Origin of the sequence: Halomonas sp. I5-271120 (assembly GCF_030553075.1) — a bacterium.
Taxonomy (GTDB): domain Bacteria; phylum Pseudomonadota; class Gammaproteobacteria; order Pseudomonadales; family Halomonadaceae; genus Onishia; species Onishia taeanensis_A.
Window position 1 is genome coordinate 3,545,099 of record NZ_CP130701.1, and the last position, 25,922, is coordinate 3,571,020.

General features: G+C 63.0%; 23 protein-coding genes and 1 pseudogene. 5 read left to right on the forward strand and 19 right to left on the reverse strand.

Annotated features, from left to right (window positions below):
- Positions 1 to 42: 42 nt before the first annotated feature.
- The 3 genes from Q2K57_RS15970 to Q2K57_RS15980 form a co-directional block, all read right to left on the reverse strand.
- Entirely contained in the window at positions 43 to 4,044 is a 4,002-nt protein-coding gene (locus Q2K57_RS15970) for a translocation/assembly module TamB domain-containing protein (RefSeq protein ID WP_112055298.1), read from the reverse strand.
- Positions 4,045 to 4,065: 21 nt separating this feature from the next.
- Positions 4,066 to 5,859, reverse strand: a complete 1,794-nt coding sequence (locus Q2K57_RS15975) for an autotransporter assembly complex family protein (protein ID WP_304525658.1) — start codon at positions 5,857 to 5,859, stop codon at positions 4,066 to 4,068.
- A 79-nt stretch (positions 5,860 to 5,938) separates the two neighbouring features.
- Positions 5,939 to 6,787 (reverse strand): hypothetical protein, encoded by an 849-nt coding sequence (locus Q2K57_RS15980; protein WP_112055296.1) that lies wholly within the window; start codon positions 6,785 to 6,787, stop codon positions 5,939 to 5,941.
- 312 nt (positions 6,788 to 7,099) lie between these two features.
- Here Q2K57_RS15980 and Q2K57_RS15985 point away from each other — a divergent pair, with 312 nt between their 5' ends.
- A complete protein-coding gene (locus Q2K57_RS15985) occupies positions 7,100 to 7,678 on the forward strand; it encodes a superoxide dismutase (RefSeq protein WP_112055295.1) in 579 nt (192 codons plus the stop codon).
- Between the two features lie 334 nt (positions 7,679 to 8,012).
- Here Q2K57_RS15985 and Q2K57_RS15990 read toward each other — a convergent pair whose 3' ends face one another.
- The 3 genes from Q2K57_RS15990 to mtnA all read right to left on the reverse strand — a co-directional run bounded on the left by Q2K57_RS15990 (position 8,013) and on the right by mtnA (position 11,362).
- The gene (locus Q2K57_RS15990; protein WP_304525659.1) at positions 8,013 to 9,311 is read right to left on the reverse strand and encodes a nucleotide sugar dehydrogenase; all 1,299 of its coding nucleotides are present in this window, start codon (positions 9,309 to 9,311) and stop codon (positions 8,013 to 8,015) included.
- A 3-nt stretch (positions 9,312 to 9,314) separates the two neighbouring features.
- Entirely contained in the window at positions 9,315 to 10,205 is an 891-nt protein-coding gene (gene galU, locus Q2K57_RS15995) for a UTP--glucose-1-phosphate uridylyltransferase GalU (RefSeq protein WP_304525660.1), read from the reverse strand.
- A gap of 92 nt (positions 10,206 to 10,297) precedes the next feature.
- The gene (mtnA, locus tag Q2K57_RS16000) at positions 10,298 to 11,362 is read right to left on the reverse strand and encodes an S-methyl-5-thioribose-1-phosphate isomerase (RefSeq protein WP_181463083.1); all 1,065 of its coding nucleotides are present in this window, start codon (positions 11,360 to 11,362) and stop codon (positions 10,298 to 10,300) included.
- Positions 11,363 to 11,433: 71 nt separating this feature from the next.
- Here mtnA and Q2K57_RS16005 point away from each other — a divergent pair, with 71 nt between their 5' ends.
- From Q2K57_RS16005 to Q2K57_RS16015, 3 genes are all read left to right on the forward strand, one after another.
- On the forward strand, positions 11,434 to 12,765 hold the full coding sequence (locus tag Q2K57_RS16005; RefSeq protein ID WP_112055292.1) for a TRZ/ATZ family hydrolase: 1,332 nt from the start codon (positions 11,434 to 11,436) through the stop codon (positions 12,763 to 12,765).
- Positions 12,766 to 12,919: 154 nt separating this feature from the next.
- The gene (gene ubiG, locus Q2K57_RS16010) at positions 12,920 to 13,744 is read left to right on the forward strand and encodes a bifunctional 2-polyprenyl-6-hydroxyphenol methylase/3-demethylubiquinol 3-O-methyltransferase UbiG (protein WP_112055291.1); all 825 of its coding nucleotides are present in this window, start codon (positions 12,920 to 12,922) and stop codon (positions 13,742 to 13,744) included.
- The gene (locus Q2K57_RS16015) at positions 13,741 to 14,403 is read left to right on the forward strand and encodes an HAD-IA family hydrolase (protein WP_112055290.1); all 663 of its coding nucleotides are present in this window, start codon (positions 13,741 to 13,743) and stop codon (positions 14,401 to 14,403) included. The genes ubiG and Q2K57_RS16015 overlap by 4 nt, the downstream gene beginning before the upstream one ends.
- A gap of 211 nt (positions 14,404 to 14,614) precedes the next feature.
- Here the strand turns inward: Q2K57_RS16015 and Q2K57_RS16020 are convergent, their stop codons facing one another.
- From Q2K57_RS16020 to Q2K57_RS16075, 12 genes are all read right to left on the reverse strand, one after another.
- On the reverse strand, positions 14,615 to 15,376 hold the full coding sequence (locus tag Q2K57_RS16020; protein ID WP_112055289.1) for a YciK family oxidoreductase: 762 nt from the start codon (positions 15,374 to 15,376) through the stop codon (positions 14,615 to 14,617).
- A gap of 26 nt (positions 15,377 to 15,402) precedes the next feature.
- Positions 15,403 to 16,191, reverse strand: a complete 789-nt coding sequence (ybgF, locus tag Q2K57_RS16025) for a tol-pal system protein YbgF (protein WP_112055288.1) — start codon at positions 16,189 to 16,191, stop codon at positions 15,403 to 15,405.
- 36 nt (positions 16,192 to 16,227) lie between these two features.
- Entirely contained in the window at positions 16,228 to 16,761 is a 534-nt protein-coding gene (gene pal / locus Q2K57_RS16030) for a peptidoglycan-associated lipoprotein Pal (protein ID WP_112055287.1), read from the reverse strand.
- A gap of 54 nt (positions 16,762 to 16,815) precedes the next feature.
- Positions 16,816 to 18,099: a Tol-Pal system beta propeller repeat protein TolB gene (gene tolB / locus Q2K57_RS16035; protein WP_112055286.1), complete on the reverse strand. Its 1,284-nt coding sequence runs from the start codon at positions 18,097 to 18,099 to the stop codon at positions 16,816 to 16,818.
- On the reverse strand, positions 18,099 to 19,214 hold the full coding sequence (gene tolA, locus Q2K57_RS16040) for a cell envelope integrity protein TolA (RefSeq protein ID WP_112055285.1): 1,116 nt from the start codon (positions 19,212 to 19,214) through the stop codon (positions 18,099 to 18,101). The genes tolB and tolA overlap by 1 nt, the downstream gene beginning before the upstream one ends.
- 9 nt (positions 19,215 to 19,223) lie before the next feature.
- The gene (gene tolR / locus Q2K57_RS16045) at positions 19,224 to 19,664 is read right to left on the reverse strand and encodes a protein TolR (protein WP_112055411.1); all 441 of its coding nucleotides are present in this window, start codon (positions 19,662 to 19,664) and stop codon (positions 19,224 to 19,226) included.
- Positions 19,665 to 19,679: 15 nt separating this feature from the next.
- A complete protein-coding gene (tolQ, locus tag Q2K57_RS16050; RefSeq protein ID WP_181463082.1) occupies positions 19,680 to 20,357 on the reverse strand; it encodes a protein TolQ in 678 nt (225 codons plus the stop codon).
- A gap of 101 nt (positions 20,358 to 20,458) precedes the next feature.
- Positions 20,459 to 20,854: a tol-pal system-associated acyl-CoA thioesterase gene (gene ybgC, locus Q2K57_RS16055; RefSeq protein ID WP_112055283.1), complete on the reverse strand. Its 396-nt coding sequence runs from the start codon at positions 20,852 to 20,854 to the stop codon at positions 20,459 to 20,461.
- Complete coding sequence (gene ruvB, locus Q2K57_RS16060) at positions 20,851 to 21,900, reverse strand: Holliday junction branch migration DNA helicase RuvB (RefSeq protein WP_112055282.1); 1,050 nt, start codon at positions 21,898 to 21,900, stop codon at positions 20,851 to 20,853. The genes ybgC and ruvB overlap by 4 nt, the downstream gene beginning before the upstream one ends.
- An 80-nt stretch (positions 21,901 to 21,980) precedes the next feature.
- Positions 21,981 to 22,595 carry a Holliday junction branch migration protein RuvA gene (ruvA, locus tag Q2K57_RS16065; protein ID WP_112055281.1) on the reverse strand — a complete coding sequence of 205 codons (615 nt, stop codon included), beginning with the start codon at positions 22,593 to 22,595 and terminating at the stop codon, positions 21,981 to 21,983.
- Positions 22,596 to 22,822: 227 nt separating this feature from the next.
- Positions 22,823 to 23,368 carry a crossover junction endodeoxyribonuclease RuvC gene (gene ruvC, locus Q2K57_RS16070; protein WP_112055280.1) on the reverse strand — a complete coding sequence of 182 codons (546 nt, stop codon included), beginning with the start codon at positions 23,366 to 23,368 and terminating at the stop codon, positions 22,823 to 22,825.
- A 27-nt stretch (positions 23,369 to 23,395) separates the two neighbouring features.
- Entirely contained in the window at positions 23,396 to 23,572 is a 177-nt protein-coding gene (locus Q2K57_RS16075; protein ID WP_369700314.1) for a YebC/PmpR family DNA-binding transcriptional regulator, read from the reverse strand.
- Positions 23,573 to 23,677: 105 nt separating this feature from the next.
- On the opposite strand from Q2K57_RS16075, the gene Q2K57_RS16080 reads away from it, so the two are divergent.
- Positions 23,678 to 25,057 carry an IS1380 family transposase gene (locus Q2K57_RS16080; RefSeq protein WP_304525661.1) on the forward strand — a complete coding sequence of 460 codons (1,380 nt, stop codon included), beginning with the start codon at positions 23,678 to 23,680 and terminating at the stop codon, positions 25,055 to 25,057.
- A 228-nt stretch (positions 25,058 to 25,285) separates the two neighbouring features.
- Here the strand turns inward: Q2K57_RS16080 and Q2K57_RS16085 are convergent.
- Positions 25,286 to 25,867 (reverse strand): annotated as a pseudogene (locus Q2K57_RS16085) (YebC/PmpR family DNA-binding transcriptional regulator); the annotation flags it as partial.
- Positions 25,868 to 25,922 lie beyond the last annotated feature (55 nt).

Consider the following 25,922-nt stretch of genomic DNA (forward strand, 5'->3'; position numbering starts at 1 on the left):
AGACCTTATGAAAGACCTTGTGAAATAGTGAGGAAAACCGGCTCATTGCCTGGAGGCCGCCTTGCCGAGGCTGAAGCTATACACCAGGTCAACGGCCTGGGCGGCGCCAGACACGGCCTCGAGGTATAGATTGCGCCAGAGTGTGTAGCGCAGGGTCAGTTCGGCAATCGGTTCGAATACCCCGACACCATAGCTGACACGCAGATCGTCGCTGAGTTGCCCGCTGACCACGACCTCGGACTCATTGCCGCTGCCGGCCGTATCGAGGGCCAGGTCGCCAATGCCGAAGACCTCGCCAATCTGGCCCACGGCACCGCCGGTGCGAGACAGCGACAGCCCGATCAATGCCGAGGTCAGGGCACTGTTGTCGGATTCGGTATCATTGGGTGCGCGCCCCCGCAGCAGATAGGACAAGGCCCGAGATTCTTCCATGGCGGGCTCGGAGAACACCGACAGGCTGGGCGCCGTTGCCGAACCGGTGACTCGTAGGCCGGCAATCACCCCGTCCTGGGTCTTGTCTTCGTTGCGAATCGCCTCGAACTGCAACAGCGGCTGATCGGCGGGCCCGCTAAACAGGAGCTGGCCCTGACGGATTCTCAAGTCCTGGCCGTAGGCGCGGAAGCGGCCGCCTATGAGGCTGACTTCGCCGAACAGCTGAACGGGGCCGCTGCTCTGGCGAACCTGCAGGCGGCCGTCCAGGCCGGTTTCCAGGCCGTAGGCCTTGAGGTCCATGTCAGGGCCCAGCAGAAGCTCGACCTGGATGCTGGTCGCCATACCCGCCGAGGCCAGTGCGTCGGCGGTATTCTCGCCGGTGCCGGCCTGCTCGGCTCGCGTCGCCTCGCGGCGAGCTCGGCGTTCGTCACGGCGGGTGATGATGACCTCGTCAGGGCTAGGACTGGTGGCCGACGGCGGAATCTGGCCGATCTCCAGGCGCGCCCAGGGCACCTTGACCTGGCCGCGCACGCTTAGCAGCTCAGGCCGCACGTTGATGCTGATATCCGGGGCGATACGCAGTCGGCCTATATCGGGGATGTCCAGTTGCAATGGCTCTTCCTGACCATTGAGCGACATCGCCAGCTCCCATTTATCAGGACTTGGCCAGCGTGCGTCACCCTGGATGTCCAAACGCCCCTGGTCGCTGCGGATCACCCCTTCGATCTGCCCGCTGTCGCCACGCAAGCGAACCGCCAATTCACCATCGCGTACCGCTATCGGAATACCGCTGCCCTTCGCTTGCAGCGAATCGAGCGTCAGGTCGCCGGTCAGTCTGGGCAAGGCCAGGGTGCCGCCCACCGCGATATTGCCGTTCAGGCTACCCTCAAGGGTTTCCATATCGCCGGCCAGCGGTCGATAAGGTGCGAGCTGCAGGCTCTTGAGCTGCAGACGTCCCTCCAGTGTCCCTTGCCCTTGGGGGTCATCGATCCGCAGCGTCAGGTTGGCGCTGCCGCCTTGCTCAAGCCCCAGGTTGAGCTCGACATTCGCGGCCGCAGGGGTGGCGTTGGCGCTAAGCGTCAGCTGGGTCGTAGGCAGCGTGACGGGCTGGCCAAAGGCATCCTGGGCCTCGATGGCCAGGCGGCTGTCGAGGTTGGCATCAAGTGACCAGCTGCTGCCCTGGTCCTGCCAGGCGACCACTACGTCGGCGTTGTTGTCACCGCTTGCCTTCCAGCCAACGGGCAGATATGGCTCCAGTAACGACATGGGCAGCTCAGTAAGCTGCAGTGTGGCACGCCCTTGCTGCGCCGATGCATCGATGGGCTGAGTGCTACACAGGCGCCCTCCCTCCTCGCGGCGCAGGCAGAACGGCGAGAGATTGGCGGCAGCCTTGGCCATGTCGACATCGAAGGTCAGGGCTTCGTCCAGGCGCAGGGTGCCGGCATCAGCATCGACTTCCAGCGGCATCAGCTGTCCCTGATAGCGATCGCGGTCGGCGTTGAGTCCGCCCTCGAGCGTCAGGCCGGCCCGGGACAGCGGCATGCCTCGCCCGGCCGTTGCCTCGATGGTCAGCCGATGCGCGGACAGTCGCCCGTCGAGGCCGACCGTCAGACGCGATAACCGCTGCCCACCGGCCTCCAGGCGCTCCGCATCCAGTGTGAGGTCGAGTTGAGGATCCTCGAGCCCCTGAGTGCGGGCACGCAGCGTCAGGGCGCCGAGGCGGTTTTCGGCAAAGACCAGGCGCTCACCGCTCAGATCCAGCGCCAGAGCGGGTGTGTCCAGGCTACCGCTAAGCTGGAAGTCGCCCTGCAGGGTGCCGCCAAGATCCGGTGACAGGGCGTTGAGTCCCGGCGCCTGAAGCGAGCCTGACAGGTCCATCTGTTCGCCAATCTGGCCCTGGGCGGTTAGGCGGTTCTCGCCCTGGCGAAGATCCAGGCGCTCGATGTTCCAGCGCATGTCGCTGTTGCCGCTGAGGCTGCCCGACAGAGAGACCGGCAGGTCATTGAGCGTGCCGTCGATGGCAAGCTCCGGAACGCCAAGCCGCCAGCCGTCATTTGCCTGCACGAAGCTCAGGGTGGCATCGCCGTCCAGGCGGCCGGCCACGGCAGTGGTGTAGGCGCCGGGATCGAGTCCGTCCAAGTTGACGGTAGCATCGAGTGTCAACCCATCGGCCCAGTTGACGTTACCCCTGCTGATCAGAGCGCCGTCACCGCTCTTCAGTGATAGCGGCAGCCAGGCAAAGTGCTCGGCATCGCCGGTACCGGTCGCTGCCAGCCGGGTGGGCGCAACCTGTGGACCCGAGGCCTCGGCCGACAGGGCCAGGCGATAGTCGAGCAAACTCCCCTCCAGACGCGCCTTGAGGTCAGTCAACCGGTAAGGCTCCACCTTCGTTCCCGCGCCGGTGGGGGTGTCAGCGGCGGGCGTGGCACCGGACAAGGGCCATTGCAGAGCGTCGGACTCGAGCTTGAGCTCAAACGGCAAGGTGGGGGCCAGGGCGTCGAGGCTGGCATCGAGCTGGGCGGTCGCCGGCCCCTTGGCAGCCAGCGATACCTTCAGAGCGGCCAGGCTGCCGTCAAGGCGCAGGTCGAGCCGTTCACCGGCAAGCGCCGGCATGGCGGCCAACTGCTTGACCTGGCCATTGAGACTTGCCTCGAGCGGATAGTCATCGCGCAGCGTGACCTTGGCCTCGAGGCGGGCATCGGCCTCGGGCATGGCAAGGGTCAGGGGCGATATCTCGATATCGCTGCCCTGCCCTGACAGGCTCATCGCCAGACGATCAATGCGATAAGTGCTCGGCCCGGTGAGTGCAGCATCCTCGATGATCAGGCTCGGCACCTCTATGGCAAGCGGCAGTGTGATCTCCGGCAAAGAGAGGCGTTCGCGCTGGGCCAGCGGGACAGCAGGTTCACTGGATGCGGTTGCATCGCTTGTCACCGGTGGCGTTTGTCGGGCTACCTTCCCTGCGCTGTCGATCGCGCCGGCGCTCAGCGGCGAAGACGCACTGGCCGTTTGTTCAAGGGCCAGGGCCTGCCCCTCGCTGGTGGGCAAAGCCAGTCGCATGCCGGACAGCGTGGTAGGCGACAGGGTCAGGGTGCCAGCGTCCAACGAAGCGCCAGTCTGGAAATGCGACCACGTCAGGTGCGTGCCGTCGGCAAGACGCACATCGACATCGTCGAGGAGGATGTCGCGCAACTCGATCGGGAACGGGACATAGATGCTTGGTGCAGCCCCGCTCTCGGTGGGGGATTGCTCGGGCGCACTCGGTTCGCTGGCGGCAAGGCGAATTCGCGCCCCTTCTACAGCCAGACGGTCGAGGCACAACTTGCTATCGAGCAGGCAGTCGTCGGCCCAGTCGAGCTCGAGGCGCTCAACGTCGATGCTGGCCGGCCCTGCCTCAAGAGAGAGCCCCTCTATTACCAGGTGATCAAGCGGTGCTCCCGAGGCGTCACGATAGGTAAAGAAGCCTCTCGACTGCCCCTGCTCAAGCAGCAGTCCGGTGCCCCAGGGAGATAGGGCCAGCCCCATCACGAGTAGGACCAGGCCGATAAGCCAGATAGGCAACCACAGCAGTAATCGCAACAGCGCCCGGCTCCATGCCTTGAGTATGTTCATTCCGGTCTTGTCCCTTCCGGTTTAGAGCTCCGGGCCAATGGAGAAGTGAATGCGATAGGCGTTGTCAGGGTCATCCAGGGGATGCGCTACATCGAAACGAATCGGGCCCACCGGGGAAATCCAGCGCACGCCGAGGCCGGCCCCTGTCTTCAGTTCAGGGGCGCCCCAGGCGCTGAAAGCGTTACCGGTATCGACAAAGGCCGCGCCCCACCAGTCGCCCGTGACCCGGCGCTGGGCCTCCAGGCTGGCGGTAAACAGCTGCTGGCCGCCGGTGAGTTCGCCATCCGCGTTTTCAGGCGACAGGCTTTCATAGCCGTAGCCACGTACGCTGCTATCACCACCCGCGAAGAAACGCAGCGACGGGGGAATCTTGTCGAAGTCATTGGATTCGATGACCCCCATGCCCACACGGCCCACGAAGCGATTGTCGTCGCCGAGCATGCGAATCCACTGGGTATCGAGAGTGGCCCGCAGGAAGGTGGCGTCTGACCCCCAGGTGGTGTCTGAGTAGGACAGCGACAGGCGCTGGCGATCCCCCCAGGTCGGGAAGATGGGGTTGCGGCTGCGGGTGCGTGACCAGCTGATGCCCGGGTAATACAGCAGCACCTGGTCGTCTTCACTGGCCTGTGTGAAGTCCTCGTAGGTGGTGCGCACGAACACATCCTGGGTCCAGCCGTCGTCGAACTTCCAGCGCCGAGACACTTCCGTCGAGATCTCCAGGCTCTGGGTGTCCTCGTTGTCGACCTGCTGAAACCCGTAGTCGATACGATAGCTGTCGCGCAGTGGGTTCTCGAGCGGGATCAGGTATTCACCGGAGAATTCCTGTTCGGGTGCCGAGAGGAAAAGCTCATTGGTCAGGCTGTGGCCTGCGCTGTTCAACCAGGGTTGCGTCCAGGACAGCCGGGTGCGGGGCCCCACGTCGGTGGCATAGCCGACACCCACCTCGAAGCGATGCCGATCGGCAGGCACCACGGTGACATCGACCGGCACTTCATGGCGCTGGTCCGGGTTAAGGCGGCCGGCAGCGATCAGCGCGGGTTGGTTGATGCGCCTGGCCTCGGCCGACTCGGTTGCGGCGACAGCACCTTCGAGACCGGCCTCCTGCCACCAGGGCGAGAGAGACCGCCCCGAGGGCGGCTCCAGTGCCAGATCAGAAGCGGTATCCAGCCGAGGGCGCACGCTAATCGAGGAAAACCAGTTGCTCTGCGACAAGCGCTGGTTGTACTGAGCCAATTGGCCTGCCAGGTACGGGTCGCCAGACGCGAAGGGCAGCATCCTGCGCATGCGGTCTTCATCGATCTGACTGCCCTTGATGACGATGTCACCAAAGCGGTAGCGAGGGCCGCTATCAAGCGTCAGGTAAATTCGCGCACTCTGCTCCCAGGGGCGCACCTCCATGCGTCGATCCGGAAAATCCGCATCGAAGTAGCCCCTCTGCAGAGACAGTGACGACAGCTTGCTGCGCAGGCTGTCATAGGGGGCATGCAGCAGCGGTTCGCCAACGGCCAGCCCGGGGTTCGCCAGGACGCTATCGAACGCTTCGTCCTGCTCGGCATCACCGGTCACGGCCAGTTCCAGCACGGTAATCTTGACCCGTTCACCCGGCGTGATGGAAAGCTCGGCTCCATCGATGGGATCGCCCGTGAAGCGGATCTCGACACTGGGCTCGTAGTAGCCATACACACGCATGGCTTCAAGCGTCTGATTGCGCACCTTGGCCATCAGACGCTCTTCGCGGTACTGGGAAGGCTCGATCGCGTCGAGATAGAGCACCACATTATCCGCAGCCGGGCCGTCGAGTCCGTCAATCTCCACATCCAGCGCCTGCGCAATAGGTGCAGCTGTGAGGCCAAGGCTCAAGATGCATAGTCGCCATCCAGGGCTCCAGCGCATCTTAGCGACTCTCCAGCGATTCCAGCTGGGCACTGATGGCCAGCTGCGACTGTCGCAGTTCGGTCAGTTGGGCACGATGCTCATCGAGACGCTTCAACAAGGCCTCTCTTGACGTGGCGGCCTCGTCTCGGCCAGTTGCCAGCTCATCGACCCGCGCAGCCAGAGCGTCCTGGTCGGTCTCGAGCGAGCGGGTCGAGCTCATCAGCGAAGCGGAAACCACTTCTTGGGCAGACTGGCGCTGTTCGGTTTGCGAAAGCTTTGCTGCGACCTCGTCCAGGCGATCATTAAGCGCCGTCGTGTCGCTCTTGATCACGTCCAGGCGTGCCGCCAAGGCCGCCCGGGCGTCATCGCCGTTGCTCTCGAGGGCGTCCAGCGAGGTGCGGGTGGCGTCAAGCACGGCCTGCAGATTGTCCTGGCGGTCGGCTTGAGCGTTGAGCCGCGCGACAAGCGCGTCACTATCATCGTTGCCGGAGAGCGTGTCGCGGAAGTCCGCCAGTTGGGTTTCCTGTTCGTTGAGACGCTGCACCAACTGGCCCTGCTCCTCGCCGAGGACATCCAGGGCATTTTCGAAGCGCTCGAGGTTGCCACCTCGGTTGGCATCGAAACCATCGAAGCGGGCGTGAACGTTGGATAGCTGACCCTGCAACTGGCGGAGATCCGCCTTGAGGTTGAGACGCTCCTGCCACGCCAGGTAGCCAAATCCGCCCAGGGCCCCCGCCAGCAGCAGAATCAGGCACCAGAGTGGCCATAGCCTTGGCGCTGGCGGCGCGTAGCGAGCCTGGCCGCCTAGGCTGGCATTCACATCCGGGACGATGTGGGTCAGGCGCTCTTCCTCAGGGCGCTCGGCCATAGGTGACTCCTTGCCAGGTAGAAAATGTAAGAAGATAGTAAGACCGGAGTGGCCACAATTGAGGCATAAACCTCGATCATTGGCGAGCATACCCCAGAGTGCTATGATGAGGCGATACTACATAGGCGCAGATGCTTGGTATCGTAAGGTTTTTTGGCCTTTAAAGCATCTTCTTGGCATGCCTTTGGCATCTCATTAAAGGTTCGGGATCCGCCCTGACAAATTGGACTCCCGCCCCTTGAATTATGTTCTTGAGGGCTCCAGAACTTGAGTGGATGCACCTTCCCTTGACCGACGAGGAGTAAGTAAATCATGGCATTCGAACTACCCGCCCTGCCGTACGAAATGAACGCGCTTGAACCGCACATTTCTGCCGAGACGCTCGAATATCACTATGGCAAGCATCATCAGACCTATGTGACCAAGCTCAACCAGATGACCGACGGCACCGACGATGCTAACAAGTCACTGGAAGAGATCATCAAGTCTGCCTCCGGCGGCCTGTTCAACCAGGCAGCGCAGGTCTGGAACCACACCTTCTACTGGCACTGCCTGTCCCCGAACGGTGGCGGTGCGCCGACCGGTGCGCTGGCCGATGCCATCAACGCCAAGTTCGGCTCCTTCGAGGAATTCAAGGAAGCCTTCAACGCCAAGGCTGCTGGTAACTTCGGTTCCGGCTGGACCTGGCTGATCAAGACCGATGACGGCGGCGTGGATATCGTCAATACCGACGATGCAGACACCCCGGTCGCTCACGGCCAAACCCCGCTGCTGACCATCGATGTGTGGGAACACGCCTACTACATCGACTATCGCAATGCGCGTCCGAAATATCTCGAAAACGTGTGGAAGATCCTTAACTGGGATTTCGTCGCGCAGAACTTCGCGTAACTCGCGTTTCGGACAAGCACATCTTCCGAGATGTGCCCCGCGTCAAAACCCTCGCCATCGGCGAGGGTTTTTTTGGTTCTTAGCAGCGATTCATGCAGATAACGGACGGGCTCATGAGCGACATGATGAAAGCGGTAGTGACTACCGGTACCGGCTAATATGACAAGCTTGAGTATCGAGAGGTTCCCATTCCGACGACCGGTCCGGGCAAAGTATTGATCAAGGTGCTGACGGCAGGCACCAACAATACCGACATCAACACCCGCCTGGGCTGGAGCAGGATTGAGGCTTAAAGTGCCCGCTCCCGATTGGAACCAGTGCCAGCAGCCGGCAATCAGGGATTGGCACGCCGCCCGATGCCCCGATAGACCAAGCCGCGACCTGCCACGAAGTCAGGATCGAAGATATTGCGTCCGTCGAGGATCAAACGTTCGCCCAAGAGGCTGCCGAGCAGGCGCCAGTCCGGGTTCCAGTAGCATTTCCACTCGGTAACCAGCATCAGCGCGTCGGCCCCCTGGCAGGCCGCATAAGGGTCACCTTCACACAGCGTGAGCAGCGGATGCTCGCCGACACGGTCTCGCAGAGCATGAAGAGCGGCCGGGTCGTGTAAGCGTACCTTGACGCCCTGGGCCCACAGCGCCTCGAGCAAGGGCAACACCGGTGCATGGTCGATGCGTGCCGTGCCTGGCTTGAAGGCTGCCCCCCAGATGGCCACGGTGCGACCCTCAAGTTGGCCCTGGAAGTAGGCCCACAGTTTGCGGAAGAGGGTCTCCTTCTTGTGCTCGTTGATATCGAGCACCTGGCTTAGCAGCGCGGAGCCCCGGCCGCTGGCCGACTGCACGTCTGCCAGACGCATCAGGTCCCGTGAGAAGTTTGGGCCACCGAAGCCGCAGCCCGGATAGAGATACTCATAGCCGATGCGGGTATCCGCGCCCATACCCTGACGGACATGCTCGACATCGACCCCCAGGGTGTCGGCCAGACCGGCAATATCGTTCATGTAGCTGATGCGGGTGGCCAGCATGCCGTTGATGGCTAGTTTGGTCAGCTCGGCGGCACGTCGCGGCATGCACTGGAAGACTTCGCTGCGGCGGTTGAAGGCCCGCAGCAGTTCACGCACCTGATCCGTGGCGCGCGTATCCTCGCTGCCCAGCAGCCAGCGCACCGGGCGGGTAAAGACCTGCCAGGCACGTCCCTCCTCGAGCATGTCCGGCAACGCCACGGCGACCTGGCCGGCATGGCCCATCAGCGCTTCGAGCCGTTCGGTCTCGCCGACCGGGAAAGTCGAGTTGTTGATCACGACAAGCGGCGCCGACTGGCGGGCGGCGAGCTGCTCGACGGCTGCCTGCGCCGCATAGCGCTGATCCGGGGCCAGGGCCAGCCAAAGTATATCGATCTCGGTGAGCTCAGCTGCCGACTCGGCCTTGGTGTCGCCGATCGTGAGGGCCCCGTCGCGACAGGCCGCCTCCAACTGGGCGATCAGCTCCGGCTCACGAGTCAGCCAATCGGCCTGTTCCAGCTCGACCCAGGGCTGGCCGGCGTGAGGTTGCCAGGTGACGCGATGACCCACGCTTGCCAATGCCGCCGCAGCCGTCGCGGCGGCAAGTTCACTTCCCTGTACGACAACGCGCATGGCTTATTCCTCGGCGACGTAGCGTTGCATCAGTTCCTGGAAACCGGCGCCGAACTTGGGATGACGCTTGGCAAAGGCCAGGATGGCCTCGAGATAGCCAAGCTGATGACCGCAGTCGTAGGTGGCTCCCTGCATGCGGAACGCCTGAACGCCCTCACGTGCAATCAGGGTATCGATGGCATCCGTCAGTTGGATTTCGCCACCGGCGCCGGGCTTGGTCTCGGCCAGCAGCGCGAAGATGGAGCCCGGCAGCAGATAGCGGCCGATCACGGCAAGGCTCGACGGCGCATCTTCAACGGCGGGCTTTTCGACCACGCTTGCCATCGGCGCGGAATGACCAGCCTCCGGGGTATCGCCTTCGAGGGCCACGATGCCGTACTTGTAGGTCAGCTCCTTGGGCACGTTCTCGACCATGATCTGTGACTGGCCGCTATGCTCGAAACCCTGGATCATGCCGGCCAGATCGTTCTGATCAAGGCCCTGGCTGTCGACCAGCACATCGGGCAGCAAGACGGCAAAGGGCTCGTCATCGCCGATCACCGGACGAGCGCAGAGCACCGCGTGGCCTAGACCCAGCGGCTCGGGCTGGCGCACGCTGATGATCTTGACGTCATCGGGGATGATGTGACGCAGCTCATCGAGCAACTCGAGCTTGCCCTTGGCCTCAAGGGTCGTCTCCAGCTCGAAATGCTTGTCGAAATGGTTCTCGATGGCGCCCTTGCTCGAGTGGGTCACCAGCACAATTTCCTTGATGCCAGCGGCCACAGCCTCTTCGACCACGTACTGAATCACCGGTTTGTCGACGATGGTGATCATTTCCTTGGGAATGGCTTTGGAGGCCGGCAAGCAGCGAGTACCTAGACCAGCGACGGGCAACACAGCCTTGCGAATCATGGCAGTCCTTTTAGATATCAACTTTAAATATTAGCTTTTGCTGTAACCATCTGTTCGATGAGCGAATCCCTGCATTATGGCATAGCCAACTGTCAGGCGGAGCCTCCTCGGGAGGCCTCTCCCAACCAGGCCGCCAGGCTGGCCCGATTAGGCGATTCGATGACGCCCTTTTCGCTGACGATGGCATCGATCAGCCCGGCCGGGGTGACATCAAACACCGGATTGTAAATATCGATACCGTCGGGTGCCACGGCACGCTCGCCCTGGTGGGTCAGCTCGCGGGCGTCGCGGGTCTCGATGGGAATGTCTGCGCCGCTTTCCAGGCTCGCATCGAAGGTGCCGGTCGGTGCGACCACCATCACCTTGACGCCGAAATGGCGCGCCTGTACCGCCAGCGCCAAGGTGCCGATCTTGTTGGCCACATCGCCGTTGGCCGTTACCCGATCGGCGCCGACGATCAGCCAGCCAATGTCCCCGCGAGCCATCAGCAGCGAGGCTGCCGAATCCACGGCCAGGGTCACGGGGATGCGTTCCTCGGCAAGCTCCCAGGCTGTCAGGCGAGCGCCCTGCAGCCAGGGGCGCGTCTCATTGGCATGCACGTGGGTAATCAGCCCCCGGGCCCAGCCGCTGCGGATCACGCCGAGCGCCGTGCCATGGCCGCCGGTGGCCAGTGCCCCGGTATTGCAGTGGGTCATGACCGCCTTCGGCGCCTCGCGGGCGAGCAGGTCGGCACCGTATTCCCCCATCGCCAGGCAGTCGGCAAGATCCTGGCGTTGGATATCCCGGGCCGTCTCAAGCAGCGTCTCGACCGGCGGCGCGACAGCATGGCGGTGTGCCGTGACCACCGCCCGCATGCGCTCCAGCGCCCAGAACAGGTTGATCGCCGTGGGACGCGATGCCGCAAGCCTTGCCATTGCGGCGTCCAGCGTCGCCGGCCAGTCGGGTCCCGACGCCTGCCGCGCAGCCAGCACGACGCCATAGGCCGCGGTAATGCCGATCGCCGGCGCACCGCGCACCACCATGGCGGTGATCGCTTCGGCGGCCGCCTCGGCACTGTCGATTCGCAGCGTCTCGCGACGGCTTGGCAGCCAGCGCTGATCGAGCAGTTCGAGGCTGTCGTCATTGCACCAGCGAATCGGCGTCAGGTGGGCAGTCATGGTCTCTCCGGGGCAGGCAAGCATCAGCAGGAGCGGGTAGAATGGGCTCATCATACCGAAGGAGTGATGCGATGCCATCTAACGCACCGCGTGACGTAGAGCTCGTGATCGAGGCGCGCTGGATTCTGCCGATGAGTGATGGCCTGCCGACCCTCGAGGACCATGCCATTGCCATCGATGCCGGTCGCCTGCTCGGCCCTTGGCCGATCGGCGAGGTCGCGCAGTGCGTCCGTCCGGCGCGAACCCTGCGCCTCACGCATCATGCCCTGCTGCCGGGGCTGATCAACGCCCACAATCACGCCGGCATGAGCCTGATGCGCGGCTTCGCCGACGACCTGCCGCTGATGACCTGGCTCAACGAGCACATCTGGCCGGCAGAGGCCGCTCATGTAAATCCCGAGTTCGTGGCGGCGGGCACGCGGCTGGCCTGCGCCGAGATGCTCACCTCAGGCACCACGACCTTCGCCGACATGTACCTGGCGCCGGAGGCCGTTGTACCGGTGGTCGAAGAAGCAGGCATGCGCGCGCAGCTCTGCACGCCGCTGATTGACTTTCCCACGCCCTGGTCAAAAGACTTTGAGAGCGGCGTGCGCCAGACCGAGGCGCTGAAGGCCAGCCTGAGCGACCACTCCCTGATTTCACTGGCCTTCGGCCCCCATGCGCCCTACACGGTCGGCGATGCTAGCCTTGGCAGACTGTGCGAGGCTCGCAAGCAGCTCGGCCTGCCGATCCAGATGCACGTGCATGAGACGCGCGATGAAGTCGAACAGGGACTCGCCAAAGACGGCAAACGCCCGCTGCGCCGGCTGTTCGATTCAGGCCTGCTCGGCCCGCATTTTCAGGCCGTGCACATGACCCAGGTCGACGATGAAGACCTGGCGCTGCTGCGTGAGACCGACACCGCCGTCATCCACTGCCCCCAGTCTAACCTCAAGCTCGCTAGCGGCTTTTGCCCGGTGGCCAGGCTCCAGAAGGTCGGCATCACCGTCGGGCTCGGCACCGACGGCGCCGCCAGCAACAATGACCTGGACATGTTCGATGAGATGAAGACGGCAGCCCTGCTGGCCAAGGGCGTCAGCGGTGACGCCGCTGCCCTGCCGGCGATGGCGGCGCTGGCCATGGCCACCCGCGACAGCGCCAGGGCTCTTGGTATGGAAAAACGCCGGGGGCAGCTCCTCGAAGGCTTCGATGCCGACCTGATCGCCGTAGATCTTGAAGCCCTGAACAGCGTCCCCGTACACCACCCGGCTTCGGCGGCGGTCTATGCCGTACAAAGCCGTCAGGTCAGCCATGTCTGGGTCGCAGGCAGCGCTCGCCTGGATGCTGGGGAACTCGTGGGACTCGACCGAAAGGCACTGCTCCATGAGGCCCGTCAGTATGAGCGGACCATGCGTCCTGTTTAAGCCAGGACCTGAATGAGCCTTTGCCTAGCGTTGACTAACCTTTTTTTGCTGCGGCTAAACCCGGCACCGTCGAGGGAGCCACAGCCATGACACCGACTCTAGCCCACGCTATTGCACAGCGTGGCCAGCGATCATTTTGCGGGAGAAGCATCAGATGAGCAGTGAATCCCAGGCGTCACATCACGCCCCACAGCAAGGTTTAGGTCGAACCCCAGATCAAACCCCAGAGGAAACCTCACAGAAAGACCAAAGCGCCCGCCCCGGCACCGACTATCGAGATAATGTCGATGCCGCCGAAGTGGCCAAGTTCGAGGCCCTGGCCAGCCGCTGGTGGGACAAGGAAAGCGAGTTCAAGCCGCTGCATGAGATCAATCCGTTGCGCCTTGATTTCATCGACGCCCGGTCGGGCCTGGCGGGCAAGCGCGTCATCGACGTCGGCTGTGGCGGCGGGATCCTAGCCGAAGCCATGGCGCACCGTGGCGCTCGGGTAACCGGCATCGACATGGGTGAAGCGCCGCTGGCGGTGGCCCGGCTGCATCGCGAGGAGAGCGGCGTGGAGGTCGACTATCGCCAGGCCAGCGCCGAAGAAATGGCCGCCGAACAGCCTGAGGCCTATGACATTGTCACCTGCCTTGAGATGCTCGAGCACGTCCCGGACCCTGCGGCCGTGGTTCGCGCCTGTGCCACCCTGGTCAAGCCGGGGGGACAGGTGTTCTTTTCGACCATCAACCGCAACCCCAAGGCCTACGCCTTTGCGATCCTCGGCGCCGAGTACGTGCTGCGGCTCCTGCCCCGAGGCACCCATGACTACAAGAAGTTCATTCGTCCTGCCGAGCTCGCTGGCTGGGCGCGTGCCGCAGGTCTGCACCTCGGCGAGCAGACCGGACTGACCTACAACCCGCTGACCCGTCGCTATCGCCTGGATGCCTACGATGTCTCGGTGAACTACATGATCCAGACCCGGCGAGAGACGACATGAGCCTAGCGACGCCCCCTCGTGCCCTGCTCTTTGATCTGGATGGCACCCTGGTGGACACCGCTCCCGACCTGGCGCGGGCCACCAATGCCCTGCGCGCCTACCATGACCTGCCTGCCCTGCCCTACGAAACGATCCGGGCTCAGGTGTCCAATGGCGGCAGCGCGCTGGTCACTCTGGCACTGGGACTCGAGCGCGACCACGCCCAGCATGATGCAGCCCGAAGCTTTCTGCTCGACGCTTACGGACAGGATGTGGCCGCCGAGAGCCGACTATTCGAGGGGCTCGCACCGCTGATCACGGCCTGGGCCGTATCGCCACGGGCCTGGGGCATTGTCACCAACAAGCCCCGCGCCTATGCCGCTCCCCTGATCGAGGCCCTGGCTCTTACCCCGGGAGCTTTCCTCTGCGCCGATGATCTTCCGGTCAAGAAGCCCGATCCAGCGCCGCTGTGGGAAGCCGCGCGCCGGCTGGGCGTCACGGCCGAGGAATGCTGGTATATCGGTGATCATCGCCGAGATATCGAGGCCGCCCGCGCCGCCGGCATGACCGCCGTCGCTGTGGGCTATGGCTATCTGGACGAAGTTGAGGACATCCATGCCTGGTCGGCGGATCATGTCTTCGACACGCCCGCGGCACTGGCCAGAGCCCTCGGATACTGATCGAGGCCGGAAACAGGTGACACGACCCCAAACGACGATGGGCCTGGCTCGTGGAGCCAGGCCCATCGTCGTTTTGCCTTGGGATTGTGCCTTGGGGTTGTGCCTTGAGATGTTGCCTTGAAGAACCTCAGAGGAACCCGAGAAGAGCCCCTCTAAGCCTTACCGCTGAGCGCGTATTTCAACGCGATGGTCACTGATCAGTGTCCTGATATCAGGCCTTCGGCGGTTGAGCGTCGAAGCGCTCGCCGCTATGCCCCTGACTATCAGGGCCGATCAGCCACAGATAGGTCGGCATGATCTCGTCAGGAGTACGCAGCCGCTTAGGGTCCTCGGCGGGATAGGCCGTCTTGCGCATCTGCGTGCGTGTGGCACCCGGATTCAGGGTGTTGACGCGAATGTTGGAGACATTCTCCAGCTCATCGGCCAACAATTCGCTGAAATTCTCGGTCGCCGCCTTGGAAACCGCATAGGCGCCCCAGAACGCCCGCCCCTTGCGTCCCACGCTCGAGGAGGTGAAGACCACCGAGGCATCGTCAGAGGTTTTTAGCAGCGGCAAGAGCGCCTGTGTCATCCAGATCGGACCGTTGATATTGACCTGCATGACCTGCTCCCACAGCGCGGGGTTGTACTGCTCGAAGGGCGTCAACCGCCCCAGCAGACTCGCGTTGTGAAGGATACCGTCGAGGCGGCCGAACTCCTTGTCGAGCGTCTCGGCCATGTCGTGGTAGTCCTTGAGCGTGGCGCCTTCGAAATTCAGCGGAAAAATAGCCGGCTGAGGGCCACCCGCCGCCTCGATGGCATCATAGGTGGCCTCCAGCTTGGCGATCGTCCGACCGAGCAAAATCACCGTAGCGCCATGGCGAGCATAGCTCAGCGCGGCGGCATGGCCGATGCCGTCGCCGGCCCCGGTGACCAGGATCACCCGCCCCGCCAGTAGATCAGGACGCGCCTGATAATCGATCTTGCAGCTCATCGATGCTCCTTGAGGGGCCAATCGCGTCAGCCCGCAGACCGGTTGAGGAAATCGTTGGCCAGCCCCGCCGCACTGCTGTCAGGAAATTCCTTACGTACCCGCTCTAGCAAGGCACGGCTTTCCTCAGGCTTGCCTTGACGCGCTCTCAACAGCCCCTGCTTGTAGAGGGCATCCGGCATCTTGCTGCTCTGCGGGAAGTTCTGAATCACTCGCTCGAAGGCCGCCGATGCCTTGTCGAGTTCCGTCTGAGCCGAGTACAGCTCACCCAGCCAGTAGTGACCGTTGGCGGTCAGCCCGGTGTTGGGGTAATCGGCGACGAAACCTTCGAAGGCAGTGATGGCGGCAGGAAAGTCCCGCGCCTGCACCTTGGCAAAGGCGGCCTGATAGGCGGCTCGCGCTTCATTGCTGGTGGTTGGCTCGCTGCCGGCCGAAGACTCACTCGTCGCCGTCTTGGCGCCCTCTTCTTCACCGGTTGCCGCTGCCTGTTCAGCGGCCGCGGCTCGCTCGCCGGACTGAATGCGCTTCTCGAGCTCCAGATAGCGCTGCTGCGCCATCTGACGCTGCTGATCTAGCTGATAGCGCAGCTCTTCGATCTGGCCACGCAGCCGCTTGATTTCATCCTGGTTCTCCTGCACCTGGTTAAACAACACCAGGCTGCCTCCGGACTCCTCGCGCACTTCGGCGCGCTGATAGAAGCTACCGGAGCCTTGCGAGAGATCCTCGACCACCGGCGCGGCGCTCACCAGCGGCGGCAGCGCCAGGCAGAGCCCGGCGCCAAGGGTCGTCAACGTGAATCTCGACAGACCATCTTTCATGTATCACTCCATCGGCTGCAGGCGATCCGTAGCGACTCAGTAGTCGAAGACCACACGGCGGTTCTGGGCATAGCTGTCTTCGCTGCTGCCCCGCACGGCCGGGCGTTCTTCACCATAGCTGACCACCTCGAGCTGTGACGGAGACACGCCCTGTACCATCAGGAAGCGCTGGACAGCGTTGGCACGACGCTCGCCGAGGGCCAGGTTGTACTCGCGGGTGCCGCGCTCGTCAGTATGCCCCTGCAACACCACAGAGGCGTTGGGGTGAGTGCGCAGATACTCGGCATGAGCAGCCATGACCGACTCGAACTCACTGCGGATGGTGTCACGGTCATAATCGAAATAGATCGTGCGGACCTGAGGAATGCCGTCCTGCTGGCCATCCCGCATGCCCATGCTGCTGGACCCGACCTGCCCAGAGTTCATGCCCTGGCTGGAAGCGCCGCCGCTGGTGGCGCCTTCGCTGCCCGCCATGGACCCGTCCTGAGTGCCGCCGGTGCTGGAGCAACCGGCCATGACGACCAGCGAAAGGGCTGCGGCGAGATGCTTGGCATAGGGGGTAACGTGCATATTCGACTCCTTGAAAGATGCCAGTGACTGGCAGGGTATAAACGAAATGATCGTTTAATTCAGAAACGGTGACCAGGCGGGTTCGCGAACATCACCCTGAGCTGCGGGAAGCCGGAAAGACGCCTTGCCATCCGCCGAGACCGCCGAGAGCACCCCTTTTCCGCCCTGCTGGGTGGCGAAGATTACCATGGTGCCGTTGGGGGCAACACTGGGTGATTCATCGGCACGCGAGTCGGTCAAGGTGATCAAGCGGCCAGTCTCCATGTCCTGTTTAGCCACCTGGAAGCCCTGGCTGCCGCGATGGATCATGAACAGGGTCTCGCCATCAGGTGCAAAGCGCCCACGAGAATTATAGTTGCCGGTGAAGGTCAGGCGCTTGGCTTCGCCGCTGGCCATATCATAGCGATATAGCTGCGGGCCGCCGCTTCGGTCGGATGTGAACACCAGGCTTTGGCCGTCTGGCGCCCAACTAGGCTCGGTATCAATGGCGTCGCTGCGTGTCAGGCGCTGAAAGCTGCCGGCGCCGATGTCCATCACATAGATTTCCGGCTGGCCATCCTTGGAGAGCGACATGGCCAACTTGCGGCCGTCCGGGGACCAGGCCGGTGCCCCGTTGATGCCCTCGAAAGAGCTGGCTCGTACCCGCTGACTGGATGCCAGGTTCTGGATATAGATGGCCGGACGTCCAGTTTCAAACGACACATAGGCGAGCTTCTGACCATCCGGCGACCAGTCCGGTGACAGAATCGGCTCGTCAGAGGACAGGATCTGCTGGCTGTTGTAGCCGTCAGCGTCGGCCACTTGCAGGCCATACTGGATATTCTCGCCCACCCCTTGTGCGGTGACATAGGCGATCTGGGTCGAGAAGGCACCACGAATCCCGGTGATGGCCTCGAATATCTCGTCGCTTATACGGTGCGCCGCTGCTCGCGACTGATCGGGGCCGGCGAGATTGATGACCTTGCCGAGCATGCGCTCCTGGCCGTAGACGTCCATCAGTTCGTACTGAATGCTGCCATCGGTGCCGACCTTGCCCACCACCAGGTAATCGGCATCCACCGCCCGCCAGTCGCGATAGTTGACCTCGCTGCTGGCACTCGGCGTGGCGATAAGATTGTCTCGGGACAGGGGCTTGAACTGACCACTGCGCTCAAGATCGTTGGCGATCACGCTGGCAATATCCGTGGGCAGCTGAGCGCCCTGCTCGGCGAAAGGCACCACGGCAATCGGCGTGGCCCGATCACTGCCCTGGGTAATTTCGATGGTCAGATCAGCATGGGCAAGGCTGGCAATCATCATCAGCAGCATGCCGCACCACAGGCTCGAATAACGTTTCATCAGCGCACATCTCCCGGTTTGAATCTCAGGTTAAAGTCTCGAAAGCGGCGCTGGGCCGCAGGGGGCAGATCTTGCATCTCGCGGAAGGGCGCAGCGCGCTCTACTGCCTGAAGGACCGAGCGATCGAAGGCCGCATCGCCACTGCTCTGGACGAGCTGCGTATTGACCAGCTCGCCGGTAGGCAGCAGCGTCAGGCGCACCAGCGCTTGGACACCTGAACTCAGATTAGGCGGAACAATCCAGGCTTGCTCGACGGCGCTGCGCACCAGGTTCTGGAAGCTATTACTGGCCTGCTCCGCCTGACGAGCATTGGCGATGTCCTCTTCCTCGCCGGCAATGGCGCTGTCCAGGCTATTGCTGGCCGCTTCGGCCGCACGCTTGGCGGCTTCTTCCCGACGCTTGCGCTCAGCTTCGGCTTCGGCCTGCTGGCGAGCCTCTTCCTGGCGTTTGCGTTCGGCCTCGGCTTCAGCCTGCTTTCGCGCCTCTTGCTGACGCTTTGCTTCGGCTTCAGCTTCGGCCTGCTGGCGGGCTTCTTCCTGGCGCTTGGCCTCAGCCTGAGCCTGTGCCTTCTGACGGGCTTCCTCCTGGCGCTTGGCTTCTGCGTCGGCCTCCGCCTGGCGGCGGGCTTCCTCTTGACGCTGTTGCTCGGCTTCGGCCTGTGCCTGACGCTGTGCCTCAGCCTCCTGGCGCGCCTGCTCCTCTTGCTGTCGGCGGGCTTCGGCGGCGGCGGCTTCTTCGGCACGACGCTGGGCATCGGCCTCGGCCTCACTGCGTGCTTGTTCGGCGGCCTTGCGTGCCGCTGCCTGTTCGGCCGCTTGCTGAGCTTGCTGCTCGGCCGCTGCCTGTTCGGCTTCCTGCTGGCGTTGGCGCTCAGCAGCGGCGGCCTCTTCCTCTGCCTGACGCTTAGCGGCACGGGCTCTGGCGGCCTCGGCACGCTGCGCCTGGTCGGTTGCGGTTTCGGTGCTGACCAGCGTCGCCTTGACCACTGACGCCGAGCTCGGCTCCTCTTCAGAGGTCGGAAATTCCAGCACATTGATCACGACGACCCCGACGTGCAGGGCAAGCGCCAGGGCCACCGGCAGGCCGTAGCCCACGCGGGAGTCATGTCTGGCCATGCGTGCTCCTTAATTGTCGGCAGGCGGCGGTTCGGAAATCAGGCCGACATCGCTGACGCCGGCCACTTGCAGTGTGCTCATCAGGGTAATCACCTGACCATAGGGCACATTGCGATCCCCGCGAACCAGTACCGGCGTATTGGGGCGCCGATCAAGAATGGCAATCACCTTGTCGGAGATGGCCTCGAGGCTGGTGGCCGATTTGTCGTCGCCGACTGAGATGAAATAGCTGCCCTCGCGGTCAACGGAGACGATCACCGGCTCCTGATCCTGGATATCGGCAATCGGCTTGGAGGCGGTCTTGGGCAGTTCGACCTGGACGCCCTGCGTCATCATCGGCGCGGTGATCATGAAGATCACCAGCAGCACCAGCATCACGTCGATGAAGGGCACCACGTTGATCTCACCCATCGGCTTGCTGCGGCCACCACGGTGAAACGGACCATGCATCATGGCATTGCTCCCTCAGGCCGCATCCTGATCACCGCGCCCCTGGAGGTTGCGGTGCAGGATGGAATGAAACTCTTCGGCAAAGTCTTCGTACTTACCGAGCAGCTTGCTGGACGAGGCAGACAGGCGGTTATAGAAGATAACCGCCGGAATCGCCGCGAACAGCCCCATGGCGGTGGCGATCAGGGCCTCGGCGATCCAGGGAGCGACGGTGGCAAGCGTGGCCTGCTGCGTCATCGACAGGCTCTGGAAAGAGCCCATGATGCCCCAAACGGTGCCGAACAGACCGATATACGGGCTGGCGGAGGCGACGGTGGCGAGGAAGATCAGGTGCAGATTCAGGCGCTCTTCTTCGCGCGACCAGGCGACCCGCATCGAGCGCTGAACGCCCTCGAGTATCGCCTGGGGGTTACGCGTCTTGGGCAGCAGACGGTTGAACTCGCGAAAGCCGGAGCGGAAGACGTGTTCGGCACCCTGGGTTTCCTGTTCCGCGGGTGTCTCTCGGTACAACTCGTTGAGATCAATGCCTGACCAGAAGCGGTCCTCGAAGGCCTTGTGGGCCCGCTTGGCGCGACGCAGTACGAAGCTGCGCTGAAAGATCACCACCCAGGACAGCACCGAGGCGATGATCAGCAGCAGCATCACGAACTGCACCACGCCACTGGCGTTCAGGATCAGATGTGGTATGGACATGGAGTCGTTCACGGGAGTCCTCTTTTATCAAACGCGTTCGTCATACGAAAACCTCGAGCCGAACCTGCGACGTTAGCGCCCCAGGCCGGCGACTCATTTCTTCAGGCTGACAGCGCCTTGCCCAGGCTGGCTGGCCAGCGCCTGGGCCTCAGGCTGGTCGCATCCAGGCAGGCGATGTCGACCGTGGCATGGCACAGGGGTTCCCCGCGGTGCTGCACGACCTGATGAAAACTCAGCCGACAGGCACTGTGGGCCTTGACCTCGGCGCTGACGCTGAGTTCATCGTCAAGCCTGGCAGGCTTGGCATAGCGGCACTCCAGCCGATGCACCACCAGTTGGATGCCGTCCTCGAGCAGTGCGCGCTGGGTAATGCCCAGCTGCTTCAGCCACTCGCTGCGGGCCCGTTCCATATACTTGAGATAATTGACGTAGTAAACGATGCCACCCGCATCGGTATCTTCGATATAGACGGTGACCGGGTGCTGGAATTCGCTCATGCCCCGCCCTCTTGCGTATGCGTTGAGTCACTCGGTGGCAAGCCTTCATCCCGGCTGAGGCCGAAATGCAGATAGGCCTGACGCGTGACCACGCGGCCGCGAGCCGTGCGCATCATGAAACCTTGCTGAATCAGGTAGGGCTCGATGACATCTTCGATGGTGTCGCGCTCTTCGCTGATCGCCGCCGCCAGGCTATCGACGCCCACTGGTCCGCCTTCGAACTTCTCGATCATCGCCAGGAGTAGGCGTCGGTCCATGTGATCGAGGCCGTGGGAGTCGACGTTCAACAAGTTAAGCGCCTGGTCGGCGATATCGGCCTCCAGCGCACCGCTACCGCGTACCTCGCTGAAGTCCCGCACCCGTCGCAGCAGGCGGTTAGCGATACGCGGCGTGCCACGCGCTCGGCGAGCGATCTCGGCAGCACCTGCCTGGTCTGCCTCGACCCCAAGCAGCCTTGCGGAACGGGAAACGATCTCGGTGAGTTCGGAGAGGCTGTAGAATTCGAGCCGCTGAACGATACCGAAGCGATCACGCAGCGGCGATGTCAAAAGCCCCGCACGGGTGGTGGCACCGACCAGTGTGAAACGTGGCAGATCAAGCTTGATGGAGCGTGCCGCAGGCCCTTCACCGATCACGATATCGAGCTGGAAGTCTTCCATGGCCGGGTATAGGACTTCTTCTACCGCCGGGGACAGGCGGTGAATCTCGTCGATGAACAGCACATCGCCCGGCTGCAGGTTGGTCAGCATGGCGGCCAGATCCCCCGCCCGCTCAAGCACCGGCCCCGACGTGGACTTGATATCGACGTCCATCTCATGGGCGATGATGTTGGCCAGGGTAGTCTTGCCAAGCCCGGGGGGGCCGAAGACCAGCGTATGGTCGAGGCTCTCACCGCGACCACGGGCGGCGCTGATGAAGATATCGAGCTGCTCGCGCACCGCCGGCTGGCCGATATAGTCGGCCAGCCGCTGGGGACGAATGGCATGATCGATCGGCGCTTCCCCTTCGCGGGGCTGAGCGGCGATCAGCCGATCACTGTCGATCATAGGCCCTCCGTTGCCTGGAGGTGCTGTGCGGGAACTGCCTTGAGGCGCATGCGCTCACTTTTGCCATGGGTCATGAATCATCAACCCGCCAACTTGCGGGCCAGAGCGCCCTTGATCAGGGCCTCGGTCGACAGGCCCTCATCTTGAGCGGCGATCATCTTGGCGGCTTCGGTGGGCTTGTAGCCCAGCGCCACCAGCGCGGCTTCGGCATCGGCGCGGGAATCGCTTGCCGAGGCGCCTGTGCCGGCTGCCTGTTCGAGCCCGGCAAGAGCACCCTCGGTTGCCTGGGTCCAATGCGGGAATCGGTCGCGCATTTCGATCACCAGCCGCTCGGCGGTCTTCTTGCCGACGCCCGGTAGTCGGGTCAGGGCCTTGACGTCGTCATCCATTACACAACGAATGAACTGATCCTCGTCCATACCGGAGAGGATGGCCAGGGCCAGCTTAGGGCCTACCCCGTTGACCTTGATCAGGGCCCTGAACAGGGCACGTTCCTTTTCTCGGGCGAAGCCAAACAGCAGGTGCGCATCCTCGCGCACGGTCAGATGAGTGTGCAACTGTATCGTTTCACCGACACCGGGCAGGGCCAGCAGAGTCGTCATGGAGGCTTCGAGCTCATAGCCTACCCCGCCTACATCCACGACCAGCCAGGGCGGCTGCTTTTCCAGCAGAGTGCCACGCAGGCGTCCAATCATGCCGTCACGATCCTTGAGATATTTTTCGAGATAGCTCTTGAGATAGTTCTTGAGAGAGCTCTTGAGAGAGCGCGTGAGAGAGTGCTGAATCACTATACTGGTCGCCCCATGGGCTGACCAGTATATACAAACAGCGTTTGATAATATAAAAGCGCCGGTGCCTGGCCAAGGATAAGATGCTCGACGCTGCATACTCCTGAAGGTGGGGCATTATCGTGGCCGGAACGTCACTCAGGACGATAGTCCCGCCAGCCCTTGCCCCGACCCTGGCGACCGGTACGTCCGCCAAAGGCGCCCTTTTGCACCAGGCCGAGACGCGCATGGGCATGGGTCAGAGCGATGGCCAGGGCGTCGGCGGCATCCGCCTGGGGCGTTGCCGAAAGCCCCAATACGGCCGTCACCATATGCTGCACCTGACTCTTGTCGGCGGCCCCGGTGCCGGTGACCGCCTGCTTGATCTGGCGTGGTCCATATTCGCTGACCGGCAGCCCGTGATTAGCGGCACATACGATGGCGGCCCCACGTGCCTGGCCGAGTTTCAGCGCCGAGGCAGCGTTGTTGGACATGAACACCTGTTCGATGGCGAATTCTGACGGTCGATGCACAGCGATCAGTTCGCTGATGCCGGCGTAGCACTGGGCCAGGCGCTGGGCGAGATCATCGTCCTTAAGGCGAATACAGCCGCTGGCGACGTATACCGGCCGCGGCTGGCTGACATCGAGCACGCCATAGCCGGTGATGCGGGACCCCGGATCGATACCCAGTATCAGCATGGACAAGCCTCGTCGCCTGGTACCACGTTATTCGAGCTGATCAAGAACGGCCTCGTCGAAATCGGCATTGGAATAGACGTTCTGCACATCATCGAGATCCTCGAGCATGTCCACCAGCTTGATGACCTTCTGTGCCACCTCGACGTCGTCGACAAGCGAGTAGTTGTCGGGATACTTGCCAATCTCGCTGTGCGATGGCGTCAGCCCGGCTTATTCATGAGGCAGGCCTGAAAACGAAGATAGCGGATGGTATTCTCTTGAGAAATCAGAACGTTCCGGCAAGAACCTGATTCCAGAGGACCATCCGCTATGGGTGAAAGCGTATCTCCCTGGATTCCGTCCTGCAACGGGTCCATCCGCGTTGAGCTCGACGGCCAGCGCTCCACCAGCGACAGCGGCGCCTTGCTGCTGCGTGAAGCCCTCGATAACAGCGGCGTGATCGAGGCGCTCGAAGACAATCTGGTCGATCGGCGCCACCCGCTGCGAATCCGTCATTCTCTGGCCAGCCAGCTGCGCACCCTGGTGCTGCAGCGCGCGATGGGCTGGATCGACCTCAGTGATACCGACACGCTGCGTCGTGACCCGCTCTGGCAGTTGGCCTGCAGCGATGCTCGCGGAATGACGCCACTGGCCCAAGATCGACCATCTCAAGCCACGCTGTCGCGGCTGCTGACGTGTCTCGGGCGCAACGACAACATTGATGCCGTGCACGAAGGCCTGCTGCGGCTGGTGGTCTGGCGTCTGACCTCGCTGAAGAATGGCGAACGCCCCGAGCAGCTGACGCTGGACATCGACGGCCTGCCGATCGAGGTCCACGGTCACCAGGGCGGCTCGGCGTTTCATGGTCTTTACGGCGCACGAATCTACTCGCCGCTGGTGGCCTCGCTGGCCGAGACCGGCGACATGGTGGGCGGCCTGCTGCGGGAAGGCAACGCCGGCCCGGCCGAGAACGCCGACACCTGGATCCCGCACTTGGTCAGGCGACTCAACGAGAGCACCGGGGCCCAGATTCGAGTGCGCATCGATGCGGGGTTCACCGACAACGCCACACTGAAGGCCCTGGAAGATCGCGACATCGAGTACCTGGGCCGGCTGCGCAGCCACACGGGCCTGCAGGCGCTGGCGGCGCCACATCTGAAGCGGCCACGAGGCCGGCCACCCGAACAGCCTCGTGAATGGTGCCATGACCTGGAGTACCAAGCCGGTTCCTGGGCGGCGCCACGGCGCGTGGTGTTGGTGGTGCAGGAACGCCCCGATGATCTGTTGCTACATGCCTTCTTCCTGGTCACCAACCTCGGCAAGTTCGACTGGCCGCCGGAGAAGGTCCTGGCGCTCTACCGCAAGCGCGGCAGCGCTGAGGCGCACATGGGCGAGGTGAAGTCGGCACTCGACGTGCACCTCTCGTCGACCGATCGCGGCGCCTCCACCGTTCAGGACGTGATGGCCCGCAACGAGGTGAGTCTGCTGCTGAGCCTCTACGCCTATCAGGTCCTGCATGGCCTGCGCTGCCTCCTGGAGCGGCAAACCCGCCAAGGCTGGAGCCTGAGCAGGATGCGCGAACAGGTGCTCAAGATCGCCGCGACATTGTCACTGCACGCAAGGCGCATCACCGTTCACCTCGGTGATGCTGCCGACAAATGGTGGCCCACCTTGCTGAAAGGGTTACCGAAGCTGACCGCACTGAGCTGACGCCCGGCGACACGACGACTGACTCACGAGCAAGGCGGCCACCATGGTGGCTGGCGATTACGGCTGCCCTGATGGCCGAAATCAATTCCTGAAGACTATATAAGCGCGAAGAAAATGCTCTTCCTGAGCATATGACGGCAGGTTCTCACGCCGCCAATGCTGCTCCGGATGGGTAGTGCCGGCAGCACCGATCTTCACGATTCTCGATCAGCGCCCTCATGAATGAGGCGGGGTCAGGTCTGCCTCGAGCAGTGCGTCCTTGACCGTCCAGAAATCCCCCGGCTGGGTGACGACTTCGATGCTGCCATCGTCATGGCTGACCACGTCTTCGGCGCCGGCCTCCAGAGTGGCCTCCATCAGCGCTTCCTCGCTGGTGCCATCGGTAAACTGCAGCCGCCCCTGGTGATGGAACATGAAGGACACAGAACCGGTGGTGCCAAGGTTGCCACCATGCTTGGAGAAAGCATGGCGCACTTCCGAGACAGTGCGATTGCGGTTGTCGGTCATGCACTCGACCAGCACGGCGACACCATCCGGGCCATACCCCTCGTAGACGGTTTCCTCCATGGCGTCGCCATCTGTGTTACCCGCCCCGCGGTCGACGGCGCGCTGGATGGTGTCCTTGGTCATGTTGCTGCCAAGCGCCTTGTCGATGGCCGCTCGCAGACGCGGGTTGTCGTTTGGCTCACTGCCGCCCAGTCGCGCGGCCACCGTCAGTTCACGAATCAGCTTGGAGAAGATCTTGCCGCGCTTGGCGTCCTGTGCCGCCTTGCGATGCTTGATATTGGCCCATTTGCTATGTCCGGCCATGAAAAAAACCTCCTTTTCATGCTCCGCCGGCGCCCAAGGGCGCCGGCGGATCGGA